The sequence below is a fragment of the Paenibacillus polymyxa genome (assembly GCF_018614975.1).
Lineage (GTDB): Bacteria > Bacillota > Bacilli > Paenibacillales > Paenibacillaceae > Paenibacillus > Paenibacillus polymyxa_E.
Genome location: NZ_JAGGNR010000016.1, coordinates 73696 through 90388 on the forward strand (window position 1 = coordinate 73696; position 16693 = coordinate 90388).

The 16693-nt window shown below is 44.2% G+C and carries 17 protein-coding genes; 11 read left to right on the forward strand and 6 right to left on the reverse strand.

The features are described from left to right. Positions 1-5: 5 nt before the first annotated feature. Together J7E78_RS16075 and J7E78_RS16080 are read right to left on the reverse strand one after the other, a co-directional pair. Positions 6-584, reverse strand: coding sequence for a TetR/AcrR family transcriptional regulator (locus tag J7E78_RS16075; protein ID WP_215077243.1), 579 nt, complete (start codon positions 582-584; stop codon positions 6-8). Positions 585-776: 192 nt separating this feature from the next. After that, positions 777-1301: an HPP family protein gene (locus J7E78_RS16080; protein ID WP_215077244.1), complete on the reverse strand. Its 525-nt coding sequence runs from the start codon at positions 1299-1301 to the stop codon at positions 777-779. Between the two features lie 117 nt (positions 1302-1418). On the opposite strand from J7E78_RS16080, the gene J7E78_RS16085 reads away from it, so the two are divergent. Further along, positions 1419-2300 carry a LysR family transcriptional regulator gene (locus tag J7E78_RS16085; RefSeq protein ID WP_215077245.1) on the forward strand — a complete coding sequence of 294 codons (882 nt, stop codon included), beginning with the start codon at positions 1419-1421 and terminating at the stop codon, positions 2298-2300. A gap of 392 nt (positions 2301-2692) precedes the next feature. On the opposite strand, the gene J7E78_RS16090 is transcribed toward J7E78_RS16085, so the two are convergent. After that, positions 2693-3244: a CGNR zinc finger domain-containing protein gene (locus J7E78_RS16090; RefSeq protein ID WP_215077246.1), complete on the reverse strand. Its 552-nt coding sequence runs from the start codon at positions 3242-3244 to the stop codon at positions 2693-2695. Positions 3245-3348: 104 nt separating this feature from the next. Between J7E78_RS16090 and J7E78_RS16095 the strand changes: the two genes are divergently transcribed. The 3 genes from J7E78_RS16095 to J7E78_RS16105 all read left to right on the forward strand — a co-directional run bounded on the left by J7E78_RS16095 (position 3349) and on the right by J7E78_RS16105 (position 6034). After that, on the forward strand, positions 3349-4254 hold the full coding sequence (locus J7E78_RS16095; RefSeq protein WP_215077247.1) for an arginase family protein: 906 nt from the start codon (positions 3349-3351) through the stop codon (positions 4252-4254). A gap of 179 nt (positions 4255-4433) precedes the next feature. After that, a complete protein-coding gene (locus J7E78_RS16100; protein WP_215077248.1) occupies positions 4434-5063 on the forward strand; it encodes a TetR/AcrR family transcriptional regulator in 630 nt (209 codons plus the stop codon). Continuing rightward, positions 5060-6034 carry an alpha/beta hydrolase gene (locus J7E78_RS16105; protein WP_215077249.1) on the forward strand — a complete coding sequence of 325 codons (975 nt, stop codon included), beginning with the start codon at positions 5060-5062 and terminating at the stop codon, positions 6032-6034. The genes J7E78_RS16100 and J7E78_RS16105 overlap by 4 nt, the downstream gene beginning before the upstream one ends. 134 nt (positions 6035-6168) lie before the next feature. Here J7E78_RS16105 and J7E78_RS16110 read toward each other — a convergent pair whose 3' ends face one another. Then, positions 6169-7905, reverse strand: coding sequence for a methyl-accepting chemotaxis protein (locus J7E78_RS16110; protein WP_215077344.1), 1737 nt, complete (start codon positions 7903-7905; stop codon positions 6169-6171). Positions 7906-8353: 448 nt separating this feature from the next. On the opposite strand from J7E78_RS16110, the gene J7E78_RS30030 reads away from it, so the two are divergent. From J7E78_RS30030 to J7E78_RS16125, 3 genes are all read left to right on the forward strand, one after another. After that, positions 8354-8461: a hypothetical protein gene (locus J7E78_RS30030; RefSeq protein ID WP_397330581.1), complete on the forward strand. Its 108-nt coding sequence runs from the start codon at positions 8354-8356 to the stop codon at positions 8459-8461. A gap of 75 nt (positions 8462-8536) precedes the next feature. Beyond that, complete coding sequence (locus J7E78_RS16120) at positions 8537-8854, forward strand: hypothetical protein (protein ID WP_215077251.1); 318 nt, start codon at positions 8537-8539, stop codon at positions 8852-8854. 105 nt (positions 8855-8959) lie between these two features. Next, positions 8960-9604 (forward strand): Vat family streptogramin A O-acetyltransferase, encoded by a 645-nt coding sequence (locus J7E78_RS16125; protein ID WP_215077252.1) that lies wholly within the window; start codon positions 8960-8962, stop codon positions 9602-9604. Between the two features lie 331 nt (positions 9605-9935). On the opposite strand, the gene J7E78_RS16130 is transcribed toward J7E78_RS16125, so the two are convergent. Beyond that, on the reverse strand, positions 9936-10208 hold the full coding sequence (locus J7E78_RS16130; protein ID WP_074093765.1) for an HU family DNA-binding protein: 273 nt from the start codon (positions 10206-10208) through the stop codon (positions 9936-9938). 100 nt (positions 10209-10308) lie between these two features. After that, entirely contained in the window at positions 10309-10509 is a 201-nt protein-coding gene (locus J7E78_RS16135; RefSeq protein WP_017690333.1) for a cold-shock protein, read from the reverse strand. 167 nt (positions 10510-10676) lie between these two features. On the opposite strand from J7E78_RS16135, the gene J7E78_RS16140 reads away from it, so the two are divergent. From J7E78_RS16140 to J7E78_RS16155, 4 genes are all read left to right on the forward strand, one after another. Next, positions 10677-11579, forward strand: a complete 903-nt coding sequence (locus tag J7E78_RS16140; protein WP_215077253.1) for a tyrosine-type recombinase/integrase — start codon at positions 10677-10679, stop codon at positions 11577-11579. A 339-nt stretch (positions 11580-11918) separates the two neighbouring features. Further along, a complete protein-coding gene (locus J7E78_RS16145) occupies positions 11919-13652 on the forward strand; it encodes a response regulator (protein WP_215077254.1) in 1734 nt (577 codons plus the stop codon). Continuing rightward, positions 13649-15463 carry a cache domain-containing sensor histidine kinase gene (locus J7E78_RS16150; protein WP_251035083.1) on the forward strand — a complete coding sequence of 605 codons (1815 nt, stop codon included), beginning with the start codon at positions 13649-13651 and terminating at the stop codon, positions 15461-15463. The genes J7E78_RS16145 and J7E78_RS16150 overlap by 4 nt, the downstream gene beginning before the upstream one ends. Continuing rightward, positions 15453-16625, forward strand: coding sequence for a substrate-binding domain-containing protein (locus J7E78_RS16155; protein ID WP_215077255.1), 1173 nt, complete (start codon positions 15453-15455; stop codon positions 16623-16625). Before J7E78_RS16150 ends, J7E78_RS16155 begins: the two co-directional genes overlap by 11 nt. Positions 16626-16693 lie beyond the last annotated feature (68 nt).

Genomic DNA, 16693 nt, shown 5'->3' on the forward strand with positions numbered 1-16693 from the left:
TTTCTCTAGGTAGGGGATAAGCCATTCTTGAGAAAGAGGCCCATAAAATCCTTGATCTGATCCTTGTGCAGCGTAGGATGCGTTTTGTTCCAATCCGAGGTTAAGGTGACATACAGCTTCAGCAGGACAAAAGAAACCAGCTTGGGATCGTCCCTGCGAATCTGCTCTAATTCCATGGCACGGCTGACCTGACGCTCCAGATATTCGAGAATGGCTGTCTCCACTTTCTGTAAACCTTCCTTGGCCTGCGGCGTACCGAACTCGTTAACCTCCTGGAAGAGCTTGATCAACAGCTCATGTTCCTCACGGTATTCCAGCAAAGAATCCATGCTCATATGCACGTTATCCAGAAAGGAGTTCTCTTCCTTCACCGACTGCTCTGTAATCTGTCTCATATCCGTAATGATCGAGCGCAGAATCTCGCTGAACAGTTCCTCTTTATTTTCGAAAAAAGTATAGATCGTTCCCTTGCCCACATTGGCAAGTCTCGCAACCTGCTCCATCGTTGTGGCTTTGTAACCAAACAGGGCAAAGGATTTCTCGGCAGAATCCATCACCTGTTGCCTTCGATCTATCGTTTTCATGGTATGTACACCTCCTTGTAGATAGAAATGGTAAATGGTAAGATAAGTTCTTTATTGACCGATTTACTATTGTGGTCAGTTGGTCGTTAACAACTGTAGCACTTGAACAGGGGAGGTGGATGTGATCTTTCTCATAAACGGATGGAACAGGTGCAAATGTGATGCTCACATTCCTGCGATCGTTACATTAATTTATCGCCAAAATGTCGGATATTTCCTATGTTTAATCAGGTTGTTGTATAGCAAGGTAACGCACACAATAATCACTGAGCCGAGTAACACTGGAGTGAAAAGAAAAGACCAGGAGCTTGCGGCTGTGATCACAACGATTGGATTGGCACCTGCAGGAGGGTGTGTGGTTTTGGTTACGATCATCAAAGCAATCCCTAATCCAACAGCTAGAGATAAAGCCCAAATCCCTGAACCTATCCAATGATAAACAGTCAGTCCACATAGAGTTGTAATGAAGTGCCCACCGATAATATTCCGGGGTTGAGACACAGGAGCCTCGGGAAGTACAAAAGCCAAAACACAGCTAGCTCCAAAAGGAGCCATTAATAAAGATAATTGCAACCCTTCAGAAAGACTCATTAACATAAATATCGTAATAAAACTACCTGTAAAAGCAACAACAGCATGCCACAGGCTTATCGTTAGCGGGGAACGAGTATCCGTGGAAAATTTGGTTATATAAGCTTTTAGATTTTTGTACAACATGACTACTCCTCTACAAATGTGTTTTCATCTACATGTCAGAGTATACATGAAGATGAGGTATCTATATAATGAATAATACCGATAATGATTATTCGATAAATAGATGGGATGTGTATAATGCTAAGCCAATTAGATGGAAAATATATGTATTCGTTTTTAAAAACATATGAGCAACGAAATATAAGCAAGGCTTCTATTCAATTAGGTTACTCCCAATCTACGGTTACCAACCATATTCATATTCTTGAAGAGTTATTAAATGTACAATTGTTTCACAGAACGATCAACGGTGTAGTTCCAACCGATAAAGGAGAAATATTTGCAAAATATGCTCGAACATTTGAGCAACTAACACAAGAGCTATATGATGAAATTAATGAGATTAGCGGTATCGTTAAAATTAAAGCTTTGGAATCGTTCTGTGTGACCCATTTTTCCAAACCGATCGTCGATTTTTTAGAACGGTATACTACTTCAGAGATCAAATTAACAACGGGCTTTCATCAAAGTATTATAGACGATGTAATCAATCAAAAAATCGATTTTGGTATTGCTCCTGTTGATCCTAAGCTTAATCAATTGAAGTGTACGCCTATTTTTGAAGAAGAATTTGTTTTTATTGGATCTAACCGCGTGAGCGATGAGAGGCTGTTCAGTCATGAAATTAAAGTAATTACCTTTGGTAATCATTGCATTTATCAGTCACTGGCTAACAAGATTCTGGTCGATCAAGGCAAATTTGATTACAAAAATATTGAATACGCTAGCCTGGAAATGATTAAACAGACGGTGCTTAATGGAACGGGTATTGCATTAGTTCCCAAATGCTCAGTTGAGAATGAGTTATCCTCAAACGCACTGAAACTTTTAAAACTAGGCGATCCGATTATCATCCGTCATAATATCATTGAATTAAAATCTAACAAAATGAACGAAATTTCAAGCTTGTTTAAAAAGTTTATAATAGAGCATTTTAACCACTTTAATCTTATAGTGTAAAATTGATTTGTCTTCTGATCTGTATGGGTAGGTGCGAACCCCAAGCTCACATGATTTCCCTGGGAGATTCGCACCTCGAAATGTGTCGAAAAGACCTTTTTTGTGACCTTTTGGCAAACAGGTAAGTAGAATTTGTGCTGATTTTTAGCAGAAATGATGATGTAATTCTTTGGGGATATCGGAAATACGTCATAATATATGGTTTTTAGGACGTTATGACGTTCATTTCCGCTGTCACACTCCGTATGGAGTGCGTGGATTGAAATGAAAGAGTTAAGCCGGGGAGTACATGTCCCCCCACCCTCAAATAACACCAACACAGCCTGCCATATGTCCTCCTGGAACGGGCTTTTCGCCATGTGCAAACAAGCTCATACAAAACAATGAAATGTCTACTGACTGTTTTGCTGCCGATGTTTTTTTACATGGTATCGGGTTGAGCAACGCTTACTGCAGAAGCGTTGAAGACCATTTTTAGAGTGATCCATAAACATTTCCTCGCAAGGTGCAGAAGCACATGCTTTAAGGCGTGACCTGCCATACTTGGTTAATTCCATTCCCAATACAAATGAGCAGATGGATAATATTGAATCCACTAACGAATGTTCTGTTCCGTCCGGTTGATCGTATACGTACATGAATTGCCCATACGTGGTTGCAGATAAGCTGGATTGGATTGGGGCACGAGAGAGATGTATGTTTAGGAAAAGAGAGAGCTCTTCGTCCGTTGCTGTTCGAATGAGATCACGAAACTTGTCGCGATATGAATGTACAGCTATTAAATCTTTCGAGGTAGGTAACTTAGCTGACGGCAACACATGTTTATTCAACAGTTCCATGAATAGAGCCAAGCTACCCAGTCTTTCAGGTTCCTCGTAATAGGGATCATATGTATTGATAAGTTCGAATGTGAAAGAAAACCATGCGTCATTGTAAGCTTCCATAATCAATTGACTCCTTACATTATTCATTATATAGTAATGCTTAAATTATGCTTTAGTGCTTACGATGAGTCAAGTCAAACGAGTGATAAAGGAGTAGAGTCTACATGAATACAACAATTCAGATCATACACACACCGACGAATCTGGGGCTACGCAAACATTCAGATGGACGTGAAAGAGGATGTGACAAGCTCCCAGATACACTTGAGCAGTTGGGCTTGCATTCAGCTATTGGGGCAAAAATTACTCAACGAATATCCAAACCTGAGTATCCTGTGGAAGAAGTTTTCGATGAAGGAACACTAAATGGCCGACAAGTGGCTACTTACTCCGTTAATTTAGCTAATGTGGTCCAAAAAGTGTTGAATGCTGATGATTTTTCCTTGGTACTCGGTGGGGATTGCAGTGTCCTGGTGGGGAGTGCTCTTGCTCTCGCTCGGAAGGGCACATATGGTTTAATTCATATCGATGCACATCCAGATTATTACCATCAGGGGAATAGAGAACAGTCTGTGGTAGGTGGAATGGCTCTGGCGACAGTCACAGGAATGGGGATAAGCCTTCTAACCAATGTAGAAGAGCGAGCACCGTATATCCATGCGAAACACGTACTTTCGATAGGGTATCGAGAGTCCGATCCTGAGCAGGACATTATTGAGGAAGCCACAATGGCTGGCATTTCTTTTTGCAGTGCGGAACAGATCAGGCGGAAAGGGTTAGAGAAGACGACAACGTTAGTACAGGACTTTATGCTCCGAACCAATAAGGTTGACGGTTATTGGCTTCATCTGGATGCAGATGTGCTGGATGCTTCGATTATGCCTTGTGTGGATTGTCCAGAACCAAACGGTCTTTACTGGAATGAGCTAGAAGATATACTCAGAACGATTCTGGATTCCAATCTAATTGTAGGTATGACTGTAGCTATTCTCGACCCCGATTTAGACTCTGTTGCTCAAGATGTGACGCGAACCTTTTGCAACATGCTTATTGATGTATTAGGGGTCTGAAACAAACAAGCCGGAGGCGCAAGTTGGGCCGCACACCGGCTTGTTTTTATTTGTTAAGTTTTCATCCTGCTCGTCTGTTAAATAAATTTGCTCTTGCAATAAGCCATCATTAAAGATATATTATTAATTAATTGATCATTTAATTAATTAAAGTCTAGTTTAAAGAGAGGGGAATACATGTGGCAAGACCTATCAATGAAGAAAAAAAACTGGAGCGTCGGAGCCGGATTCTAAAAGAAGCGGTTATCCTGTTCGCAGAAAGTGGATATTCGAATACCACAACGGCAATCATTGCGAAGCGTGTCGGAGTGACTCCCGGAACCATTTTTCAATATTTCCCTAGTAAAGAAGCTTTATTCTACGCCGCTGTCCTTGAGCCGCTTGCTGATATTCAGAAGAAATCCCTTGCTTCTCTACAACAAGAGGGGACACCGGGCCAATTGATTAAGAACATGGTGGAAGAGCAATTCAACCATATCTACTTCTATACCAATGAATTGCGGCTTGCTCAATCTGTATTAGGACAACGAATAAGGTTCCCTGAACTTACACAGAAGGTCCTTGAAAGTATTAAGGTAATGACCGATGAAATCGAAGATGTCTATGCCAAGGGACAGTTAATGGGGGAATTCAACAAAAGCTTTTCTCCAGCGATGATTTCTCGTGCCTATATCTCTTTTTTAAATGGAGTGGCCTTAACTCTCGGCGAAAGCATTCTTCATCATCCCGAGTGGGAAAATCTGAAGAGCCATGCCTTTTATTTGTTCGCACCCATATCACCAATAGAAAAACTGGAGGAGTCTGAATGAGTCAAACATCATTACAACCCGATCGGACATTGAACAACGTTCGTGCGAAAAAACGGAACAAAATATTATGGAGCCTGGGAATCGTGCTTTTGCTTGTGGTGGCTCTTGTATTTTTTATATCTTACAAAGTAGTAGACACTTTGTTACACCATCCTAGAGACACAAATGTCAGCTACGAATTGAATATCGATAAAACGCCTTACGAAGAGGTTGAGTTCAAGAGTTTGAAAAATGATAATACGATTAGAGGTACCTTTTTTCCTGCAAATGTTGGTGGTAAATCAAGCGATAAGACGATAATTGTTGTCCACGGGTATACGAGCAATCGTTTAGTCAAAGGGCGGACCCCAAAGTTAGTAGAGCATCTCGTTCCAAAAGGTTACAATGTATTGGCATTTGACCTCAGCTCGCAAGGTAAATCCGATGGTGATTTGATTACTCTGGGCCTCAATGAAAAATACGATTTGCTGGGAGCTGTAGACTATTTAAAAACAAGAGACCATACGGGTGACAACATCGGAGTTATCGGCTTTTCTATGGGGGCAGCTACTTCTTTGCTGGCCACAAGTGAAAGTGATGACATCCAAGCCGTCATTGCAGATAGTCCGTTTCGTAATGCCGGTCTGTTTCTGAGAGAGGGTCTGCCCTTCTTTTCCGGTTTACCTGCATTCCCATTCAGTTATACATCGACATGGATGGCCAATTGGGTCTATAACGTTGATCTGGATTCCGTATCTCCTATGGATGCGGTGAAAAAGATGCAAGACAAGCCAGTTATGCTCATTCATGGTACTGGAGATCAGCAAATCAGTTATAAAAATACAGAAGTTATTTACGAATCCTTAAAAGATAATCCAAGCGCAGAAGTATGGTATCCGAAAAATACGGAGCACATCGATGCGATTAACCATTACCCCACTGAATATTTCCAAAGAGTAGATCGCTTTTTGGATGAGTATATCGGGAAATAAATTCAATCCAGGAGAGCTGACGAGTAGAAGGGCTTTCTGACGAAGTGGTAACACCTTAATATCAAATAAAATCAGCCTATAGTGTGGAAAACCACTATAGGCTGATTTTACATAGAAAAACAGTTATGACTAAACTATTCCGCCCGAACCTTGAAGAATGAGATCAGTTCTTGCAGTTGCTCGGATACAACCGAGAGCTCATCGGAGGCACTCACAATGGCTGCCATGGAGGCTTCCTGCTCATCTATGGACTGCTCTATTTGTTTACTGCTGCTTGCTGCCTTGCTGACATTGGCAGACAGTTCATCGGCCGTGGCAGACATTTCCTGTGTGCTTGCCGAGATCTCTTCAGTAGAACTGGAGATATCCTGAATCTGGTTTGCAACTTTATTCGTAGCAGTCAGAATATTCTCGAAGAATACGCCTGTCTCTTGGGTAACTTCCAAGCCTTTGGTGACTTCCTTGGAACCCAACTGCATTGCCTCGGAAGACTGCCTGATATCCCGTTGAATTTCTTCAATCAGCTGTCGAATTTGCTTCGCTGATTCCTGAGATTGCTCTGCCAGGTTACGTACCTCGCCTGCAACCACCGCAAAACCTCTTCCTTCTTCACCTGCGCGGGCTGCCTCGATTGAAGCGTTAAGTGCAAGCAAGTTGGTTTGTCCGGCGATCTCCGTAATCACGTTAACAATGTTGCTAATCTGATTCGAGTTATTTTCCAAAGACTGAATCGAGTTTGACGTGTTTTGCACCGCACCGGAGATCAGGCGCATCTGCTCAATAACTTGTTGCATCACCACGTTACCTGTACTGGAGCGCTGCTCCATGCTGAGTGCTTCATCTGCTACATCGGCTGAGCTGCTGGCGATCGTCTGCACTACCGTTGACATCTCAGTCATGGCACGTGCGTTCTCCACAGTGGCTTTGTCTTGTGACACCAGTCCAGTAGATATTTCTCGAATATTAGTGCTGATGGATTGAATGTTCACATTATTTTTCTCGGAAATGCCCAGTAGTTGTTTGGAAGATTCCGAGAGGTGATGCGAAGTATTCTGTACTTTATAGATGGTTGTATTGAATCGATGGATCATCGCATTGAACTTCTCGTTGATGATACCCAGATCATCTCGCCCGGTATCGATGGTTATGTCCAGATTACCCGTGCTGACTTCTTCGATACCTTTCATCAGGTTGCGAATTGGAAGCAACGTTCTTTTCAGCAAAATGAATTGCAACACCATGAACAAAATCAGGAACCCGACAAGGAACATCAAACCGTATGTAAGCAGTTTGTTTAGCCCTTTTGGAACGGCACTTGCATCTACATCGAAGAAAAGAGCAGCGTACATGGAGCCATCTGCGTTATTAATCGGATAGATCAGAGTGGTCCACGTTCCATAATCATCGGTGTAAAAATCACTGAAGGCCGGCTTACCGTCCTTTTTCATCTGTTCCAGCACCACAACATTATTCTCGGGCAGTGGGTACATGGCACCTGCGGGCAGATTACCTTCCTCGAATGGTTCCAACAGGTTCGTTGGAATCGCGATGATGGACGTTCCGTTTCCTTGCTCAAGTTCTGAACCGAAAATGTACGCTTGTGCGATGTTGGGATAGAAGTCATGGATGGAATCGAGATAAGCTTTCATTTCCTTTTGTACAGGACCGGAGTAGCTTTTTTCCTTAGCCGCTTCTGCCACTTTGGCAGTGTCGAGATCATCGTACCATTTCTGGGTGATGACGGTAGCCTGGTCGTGCAACTGTTCAACCAAGATGTTTTTTTGCAATTGATACGCGGCAGTAATCAGGATTACACCGATTAACATGATGCTGCCGAATGAAATCACCAAATTTTTGATGAAGAAAGGCATGGTACTCCAGCGAAGCTTATTAAACAAGATGGTTCACTCCTTCTACGATTGTGACGAAGGACTTATCCTGGGTGTTGTACACGCTATGTAATTGTTGACTTAAAAACTGTGAAATCGTCCCTAAAATACTGTCTGATCAGATTCTCTTTTGTTTCTAAAAGCTTTTCGTAATGAGTTTTACTATTCACGTATATGAACTCCAGGTAAGTTCTACTCTTCAGATATATCGTTATATAGGCATATTAATGTTAGATATTTGCAACAAAATAGGACTTATGAACCGGTTCCAAGGTTATAATTGCGCTTTTTTTCATTATGTTTTTTGTATACCTATGAAAATTTCATAGTGATACATACTATTTATTTTTGTGGTTTATCGCGTTTAAGATTCACTAAAGGTTCGTCCCCTACCATGTTTACATAAGCGCTTCAATATATTGCGGGCAACATGGTTTTTGGCAACTATGACAGTTATAACGGGGACAAAGGACACAACTACATGCTCTACAGTGATGCCGCTGGCAAGTACGAAATTTTATACAACAGAACAGTTTGAATCCAACATCGCTTATTCTGCAAATGCAGATGCAGCAGGTGGTGTGGGCGGTACACCACCAGAAGATTTGAGGGAATGGCACCGCCCGATGGTACAACACCTCCAGATGGCACAACGGGAACAGTAACAACAGATAGCACAGGTAATACGCAGACTCGTCCTGGCGTTAACTTTGGCGGCGGAGGTATGGACTCCATGGCAGCCGGATCACTGACGACTTTTGCATTGAACCGCCTTGCGAATCTGCAAGAGCAACTTGGGCGTGAAGTAACACCGCTGCCTGAGACTTCGGAAGAGACAGGTTCAAATACTTCACCCGGAACAACTGACAAAACCATTACCGTGACACTCTTGGGACAAAACGGCAATTTCATGAACAGCTCAAGTCGGTAGAGCAGATCAAGGCATCTGCGGCTATTTTGTCCGATGTGTCGACAGAGCTCCTAGTCCATTTATAATTTAAAATCTGTTACAATAGGGAAAAGGAGGGACTACAATATGGCCCCTAATAAAACAAAACTTTTCCCGAATGAGAATATCCGTACGGTATGTTACATTCAAAACCTGCCGCCGCGTTCCAACGTGGACATCGGTGATTATACGTATTATAGCGATAACACGAATCCACCAGAGCAATTCTATGACCGTATACAGCATCATTATGACTTTATTGGTGATCGCCTGGTGATTGGCAAGTTCTGTGCAATTGCGGAAGGTGTGACATTCATTATGAATGGCGCGAATCATCGGATGGAGGGTATGACCACGTATCCGTTCAATATTTTTGGTGGAGGATGGGAGCGTGTGACACCTACACTGGAACAACTTCCATATAAGGGTGACACGGTACTGGGGAACGATGTATGGCTTGGACAAAATGTGACGATCATGCCTGGTATCACGATTGGAGACGGGGCAATCGTTGCCTCCAATTCAACCGTTGTTAAGGACATTGAACCCTATACGATTGTTGGTGGTAATCCAGCCAAGACTGTTAAAAAGCGTTTTGACGAAGAGACGATTGCACTGCTGCTGGAATTGAAGTGGTGGGATCAGGATGAGGAATGGCTGGATACTCATTTGGAACGTCTTGTCTCTACATATGATCTACAGATCTTGCGCGAACTTCTGAACAGCAAATAGGATGGTTGCATAAAAGACAAAAAAAGCTGGTTCCTGACGGAGCCGGCTTCCAAGCAAATCAGGCCCTGGACCGTTTTGAGCGGATCAGGGCCTCTTGTTGTCCAAGATGAAATGTTAATTTAGCGGGTTGATGGTCGCAGGTTGCAATCAGACTGTACTGATGGGGGCTTTAAATGAGTATGAGCTTCTGCATGATTCGAGTTTGTCTGTTTGCCTGAATAAAAGTTAATGATATCATCAACGGTAGTAAACACGACATTTAAATCCATATTATCATTGTGTGTTTGAATAAAAACCTCTTTTCAATGGGGTGTTACGTTTGTTACGTGATTTAATTTAAAGCTTCTTTCATACTTAAGCCTGCTGTGAATACAGGAACTTTACCTGCAGGTAGTTGAATTTCCTTGCCTGTTCTACGACTTTTTCCCGTTCTTGCCTCACGCTTCTGTACTTCGAATTTCCCAAATCCAACCACTTGAACTTCTTTACCTTCTTTGAGAGCTTCGAGAATCGAATCCAGTACAACGGTTACAGCTTTTTCAGCATTCTTCTTGGAGAAACCGCCAGCCTTAGCTACTTCTGTGATCAATTGTTCTTTATCCATGGGGAATACCTCGCTTTCATTTTTGGGATGTTAAGTTTTTTACTGTGAAACATATGAGTAAATAAAAAGCTGCCTTATTGATAAGGCAGCTTTCATATAATTAAAGTTTAGTAACGTTCTCAGCTTGTGGTCCACGGTTACCTTGAGTTACTTCAAATTGAACGCGTTGACCTTCGTCCAAAGATTTGTAACCTTCACCTTGAATTGCACTGAAATGAACGAATACGTCTGTTCCTTCTTCAGTTTCGATAAAGCCGAATCCTTTATCCGCGTTGAACCATTTCACTGTACCTGTTTGCATGTGATTCCTCCAAAAAATAAGTTTTTAGCCGATCATTATGACGAGTATAATTAAAAATTGACACTCACCTGGTGCATTTAAACCACGAACTTGATGTCCGCTAATGTATCGATTAATATTATAATACCATGTCCGCTAATATAAGTCAAGATTTGGAGGTATTTTTAATGAACCAGTCATCAGGGACTTCGGTGCAGCGGGAACCGACGATAGAAGAATTCATTCATATGCTTGCCAATGAGGGTGAATTGCATCCCAAAACCGTGAAGGAATATACAAGTGATCTGAAGCACTTTATCGAATGGTACAAGGAAAGCACCATGCTTAGCGAAGAGTTTACATTGCGAATCGAAGACGTACACACATCCACTTTAGTCCATTATCGCGAAGATTCACTCAAAGTTATGTTATTGAAGCCAGCCACCATTAACCGAAGATTGATTACGCTGAAGCGTTTTTTCAAATGGGCTGTCCTGGAATCCAGGCTCAGTCATGACCCTTCCAAAGCATTAAAATTCATTCCGGAAGACAAAGTCAGTCCACGCCGAATGACATCCGAAGAAGAGCAGGCATTCCTCGCGGCAGTGGAGTATGGTAACTCCCTCCGTGATCAGACCATCCTGACCCTTATGTTTCACACGGGATTGCGAACGATGGAGGTATGCAACCTCAAGCCTCATGATATCGAACTTGGTAGACGAAGCGGTCACCTGACAGTGAGAGCCGATAAACACAACGTGCAACGTAAGATCCCTTTGAATATGCAATGTATTGTAATTTTGAATCAGTACTTGTCTGATCTTGCTACCGATCGTGCGTACCTTTTTCCTTCAGAGAAGACTAATGATCGTTTAACGGAGAGAGCACTGCGCCACCTGATTAAAAAAGTAATGATAGCAGCAGGGCTGGAAGGACTGAGTTCACACGACCTGCGTCATCGTTTTGGTTACGCCATGGCTGAGCATACACCACTGCACCGTTTGGCCGAGATAATGGGACACACCAACCCAGATACAACAATGATTTATTTTAAAGCATTAAGTTTGAATCATCGTAGAGAACAAGAATGAAGAATCTGAATTATAGTCACAATCAAAACACCTCTTATTAGAAGTACTTCGAAATTTTCCGTGTTTGTATTACTTTAACCTACCTTTAGCATTCATAAACTATCCTTCACATTTCACTTAGGCAGTGCCCGACAGGGTTGCCTTACCTCTATCAAAGAAAGCGATTACATATCCCTGATAATATTGTATATTATGATGGCAACCTTGGAACAGATCAACATGAGCCCTTTGCATTTTGCTTCAATTCGGTGGGCAATAAGAAATTAAATGATTCACAATGCTACATATATTATTCGTTGCTAGGGCATAAGGCCCGTTATAAAAGGGAGGAATCCAATCGTGTACCGGGTACTGCTGGTGGATGATGAAGAAGATGTGCGTGAAGGACTTGTTGTAGAGGTCGATTGGGAAGCGCTCGATCTGCGGATAGTCGGTTTGGCTGAGAATGGGCGGGAAGCATTGGAGATGGCGGAGAGGGTAGAGCCGGACATTGTGGTGACGGATATCAGCATGCCATTCATGAATGGTCTGGAACTTGCGGAAAGATTGAGGAAGCGTAATCCACTCGTGAAGGTGGTCATTTTGACTGGATATGATGAATTTGATTATGCGAGGCAAGCCATCTCGTTAAGTGTGGATGAATATCTACTGAAGCCGTTCTCGACAGGGCATCTCACCGAACTGCTCACAAGACTGCGCGCCCAGATGGCGTCTGAAGTGGCTGAGCGTGAAGATGTACAGCAGCTGCGTGAGCACTATCATACCAGTGTGCCTTTATTACAGGCAGATCTGATGGCAACCTTGCTCCATCGCCAGAAATCCTCGACATATATTCATAGTAAAGCCAAACGATGCGGATTGGATCTGACAGGAGAACGCTATGGTGTGTCCGTATTGACACTGCATATAGATGGAGATGTACAGAAGGAGAAACCTGAGGGAATATTCGACGAGCCTCCACAGCGACATAACAAAACAACATCCGAGGTAGCGGATCAGTCTGAGATATTGGTTTCCGGAGGTTCCTTGCGTCAATCTGAGGATGCTGAACTGAAACGCTTTGCTGCACTTAACATTGCGGCAGAAGTCTGGGCGGAGCATGGGGCTGGTCATGCCTTTATGCATCAGGAGACGATTGTCCTGCTCTATGTGGATCGCTCGGGCGGTACAGATGGAGCGAAGCGGCAACAGAAGGCATTGGAAAATGTGATGCGCAGCATCAACCACTACTTGCGTATCCCGGCGACGGTGGGATCAGGCCAGATTGTGGATACACTTGCGGATGTGAATCATGCCTATGAAGATGCCCTGCTGGCACTGGATTATCGACTTGTGCCCGGGACGGATTCAATCATATACATTGCGGATGTGGAGCGCCAGACGGCGGGCAAGCTGCGGTTCGACGAGTTGAAGCAGCAGACGCTGACACGTTGCCTGAAGGCAGGGACACAAGCGGAGCTGGAGGAAGCACTTGCGATCATTTTCCGGGAAATTACAGTGGAACACGGGCGAAGTGATATTCAGCTCTATTTAATTGAAGTATTAACAACAGTATGGAAGGCAGCACAGGCATCAGGGGAAGAAATGGAAGACATCTTTGGTGCAGGGTTCCAGTTGTATGCGGATTTGTTCCGACTGCCGGGACTTACTGAGGCACAGAAGAAGGTACAGGAGGTCTGTCTACTCGTACAACATCGCATTGCCAGCGGTCGCCAGCATGTATACAAGGATATTGTTGAGCAGGCGTTAGTCTTCACCAAAGAGCATTATGCCGACCCGGACCTGTCCATTCAGAAGGTGTGCGGACATCTGCATATCAGCTCTGGTTATTTTTGTGGCATTTTCAAAAAAGAAGTGCAGCTTACCTTCCTGCAGTACCTGATGCAGATCCGAATGGAGGCAGCGCGTGAACTGCTTCGCTCGACAGAGCTGAAGTCATTTGAGATTGCGGAGCAGGTTGGTTTTGCTGAACCAAATTACTTCAGTTTTTGCTTCAAAAAACATATTGGTGTCTCGCCGAAAGAATATCGTAAACAGGCTTCCCAGGCGGCAAGTGAAGGTTCAATCCGATGAAGTTTTTGTCCAGATGGGTGAAGTCCATGGGACCTCGATTACGCTCTCGTCTGCGTTCGTCCAGAGTCAGCAGTATCCGGTTTATTATTACGTGGTCCTTCTCCGTCTTCATCGTTCTGGTGCTGACCATCATGGCGATGCTTCTGCATGACAAGTTCACGCAGGCTGCCGAGCGAAGTGCGGAACTGACGACGAGACAGATTGTGGATCAGGTCAGTTATAACCTGGAGGATTACGTCCGCAGTATGTCTCATCTGTATCGTGCCATTGAGGAACACATGCTGCGTGACGGGACATGGGAAGGGGAACTGGTGGACAAACAGCTTGACACACTGCTCAGCAGTCGTGAAGATATCATCTCAATTACTCTGCTTGATTCCATGGGGAAATTGCTCAAGAACCGACCTACAGCCGAATTAAAAACCAGCGCCCATGTGACACAGCAAGGGTGGTTTCAGTCTGCGCTTCGTGTGCCGGATCATCTGAGTTTCTCGTTACCTCATATTCAGAACATGTACACAGGCCCATATAAATGGGTCGTTTCCATGAGCAAAGGCATAACGATACGGCAAAATGGTCAGGATCGACATGTCATCCTGCTGGTCGATATCAATTTCAAACAGATGGATGAACTGAGCCGTCGGGTCAGTCTGGGGCAACGGGGATATGTCTATATCATCGATGAGAGTGCGGGCAATATCGTGTACCATCCGCAGCAGCAATTGATGTATATGGGACTCAAAAGTGAGAATATCGAACAGGCTTTGGTGGCTTCCGGCAGTTACGAAGATGAAGCAGATGGACAGAAAAGGCTAAATACCGTAAAGTCCGTTGCCAATATCGGGTGGAAAATCGTTGGTGTTGCTTACCTGGATGAGATTATGACAACGCGTCAGGAAGTGAACGGATATCTCATTCGTGTACTGGTAGTAGTGCTGGTGCTGGTTATTCTCGTCTCGCTGTTCTTATCCTCCAGTCTGACTCGCCCGATTCGGCGAATGGAACGTAAGATGAAGGCCGTGGAGCGTGGGGATTTCAACGTGGAGTTGCCTATTGAAGGGCCGCTGGAGGTGGAACGACTATCCCGTCGCTTCAACCTGATGGTCAATAAAATCCGCACCTTGATGGATGAGATCATCCATGAACAGGAACAGAAGCGTCGTCTGGAGCTGGAAGCCTTGCAGGCCCAGATCAATCCGCATTTTCTATATAACACGCTGAATTCCGTGGTGCGCATGGTAGGCATGAGCCGCAATGAGGAAGTGATTACGATGATTACATCACTCTCACGCCTGTTCCGTATCAGTCTCAGTCAAGGCAAAACGATTATCACAATCAGAGAAGAGCTGGAGCATGCGCAGCATTATTTGACGATTCAGCAGATGAGGTTCAAACGCAAATTCAACTTTACCATCAATGCAGATGAGACGCTCCTGGAATGCCTGACATTAAAGCTGGTGCTTCAACCTCTGATTGAGAACGCCATTGTTCATGGCATCGAGTACCACATGGACGAAGGAAGTATTGAGATTGATGTCTATTGTGAGGACAACAAGCTGGTGTTTCGCATTACAGATAATGGGGTTGGCATGACGGAAGAACAGATGTCAGGTTTATTAAGTGGCAATCCGGTTGTCAAAAGCGGTGCAGGATCAGGTGTAGCTGTACGCAACGTACACGATCGAATTCGGCTTTATTATGGGGAGGGCTTCGGACTTGAATTCGCAAGTGAGTTGGAAGAAGGAACCACGGTCTGGATTCGGATCCCCATTCAATCGCAGCAGAAGGAGGGCGAGCCTGATGATGGATAACCAAGTTAATAGGAACGATGCCCATAGAGTTAAAGGATTGAATATCCGTACATTTTGGAAAAAGGTTGCTGCGAGCTTCCCTGGGATTCGGAAACGTCGGTTAGTAACTCTGTCAGTTGCAAACTGCTGTCTGCTCATATGCAGTGCCTGCGGCCTATCGAGTCCCGATGCTACGGCAGTACCGCCACGTATCGCGCTGATTACGCCAGCTGGGACAGGGGAACTTGCGGAAGCCATCCGGCTTGGCGCCGAAGCGGCTGCCAAAGAGAGTGGAGCCGAACTGATTACCGTGGAAGCATACCCTTCCGATGGTGATGTGTACACACCTGCCATTCTGGACTCTGCTGGAAGTCAGATGTATGTCAAACAGGCTAATATCAACAGCCAAACGTTGTCTCGCAGTGCGCGAGAGCAGGCTCAAGTGGGGGCTGCCGCATCGGCTCTAAAGCAGGGGGCATCAGCTCTATTGGTTGATCCCCTAAGTGAGAAGGCACTTAGTGACATCATTCAGGAGGCACAGACAACGAATTCCAATGAAACCATTGTTCCTGTCATTGTGCTTAACGATGAATTTCCCGTGAAAGGCATCACTAGTTTCATCTCGATGGATAATATCGAGGCGGGAAGACAGGCCGGCCAGGCGATGGCGGAGCTTCTGGAAGGGAAAGGGCATGTGGCCTTATTGGGCCTCGATCCCCTTAATTCTGGTCTGATTCAGAGAGAGCAGGGAGTTATGGAAGCCTTGGTACAGTATCCTGATATTCAAGTGGAACCGAAATCGATATGTAATACACGGGATGGATGTTGGCAGACTGTGAAGCAATTGCTGGACCAGCAGGAGGTGGATGGCTTCATTACTCTTCAGGAACCGGCTTCTCTGGGAGCAGCCGATGAACTGAATCGACGCAAATCTGCGGACAAGGTAAGAATTGTTGGATTCGGCAGTGAACAACAGCAGCTGGAGCAATTGCAAGAAGGGGTCTTTGATCATCTCATTGTCCAGAATGGATATAGTGCAGGTTATCTGGGATTGAATCAAGCCGTTGCGCGGCTGAACAATCAACAGGTGCAAGCGAGAGTATTACTTGAGACAAAGCTGGTTAGTACAGACAATATGTTCTGGATGGATAACCAGAAGCTGTTGTTTCCTTTTGTACAATGAACCAATGCTTGAACGAATGCTTAATGAAGAAATTAAAGTGTTTGTGAACTTGAGGAAGATTTCGATAG

Excerpts from the sequence above, each read along its gene's own strand:
- J7E78_RS16150 (WP_251035083.1), top strand. The coding sequence starts at position 13,649 with ATGAAGTTTTTGTCCAGATGGGTGAAGTCCATGGGACCTCGATTACGC.
- J7E78_RS16085 (WP_215077245.1), top strand. The coding sequence starts at position 1,419 with ATGCTAAGCCAATTAGATGGAAAATATATGTATTCGTTTTTAAAAACA.
- J7E78_RS16095 (WP_215077247.1), top strand. The coding sequence starts at position 3,349 with ATGAATACAACAATTCAGATCATACACACACCGACGAATCTGGGGCTA.
- J7E78_RS16080 (WP_215077244.1), bottom strand. The coding sequence starts at position 1,301 with ATGTTGTACAAAAATCTAAAAGCTTATATAACCAAATTTTCCACGGAT.
- J7E78_RS16125 (WP_215077252.1), top strand. The coding sequence starts at position 8,960 with ATGGCCCCTAATAAAACAAAACTTTTCCCGAATGAGAATATCCGTACG.
- J7E78_RS30030 (WP_397330581.1), top strand. The coding sequence starts at position 8,354 with ATGGTTTTTGGCAACTATGACAGTTATAACGGGGACAAAGGACACAAC.
- J7E78_RS16130 (WP_074093765.1), bottom strand. The coding sequence starts at position 10,208 with ATGGATAAAGAACAATTGATCACAGAAGTAGCTAAGGCTGGCGGTTTC.
- J7E78_RS16155 (WP_215077255.1), top strand. The coding sequence starts at position 15,453 with ATGATGGATAACCAAGTTAATAGGAACGATGCCCATAGAGTTAAAGGA.
- J7E78_RS16110 (WP_215077344.1), bottom strand. The coding sequence starts at position 7,905 with ATGCCTTTCTTCATCAAAAATTTGGTGATTTCATTCGGCAGCATCATG.
- J7E78_RS16075 (WP_215077243.1), bottom strand. The coding sequence starts at position 584 with ATGAAAACGATAGATCGAAGGCAACAGGTGATGGATTCTGCCGAGAAA.
- J7E78_RS16090 (WP_215077246.1), bottom strand. The coding sequence starts at position 3,244 with ATGGAAGCTTACAATGACGCATGGTTTTCTTTCACATTCGAACTTATC.
- J7E78_RS16135 (WP_017690333.1), bottom strand. The coding sequence starts at position 10,509 with ATGCAAACAGGTACAGTGAAATGGTTCAACGCGGATAAAGGATTCGGC.
- J7E78_RS16105 (WP_215077249.1), top strand. The coding sequence starts at position 5,060 with ATGAGTCAAACATCATTACAACCCGATCGGACATTGAACAACGTTCGT.
- J7E78_RS16140 (WP_215077253.1), top strand. The coding sequence starts at position 10,677 with ATGAACCAGTCATCAGGGACTTCGGTGCAGCGGGAACCGACGATAGAA.
- J7E78_RS16120 (WP_215077251.1), top strand. The coding sequence starts at position 8,537 with ATGGCACCGCCCGATGGTACAACACCTCCAGATGGCACAACGGGAACA.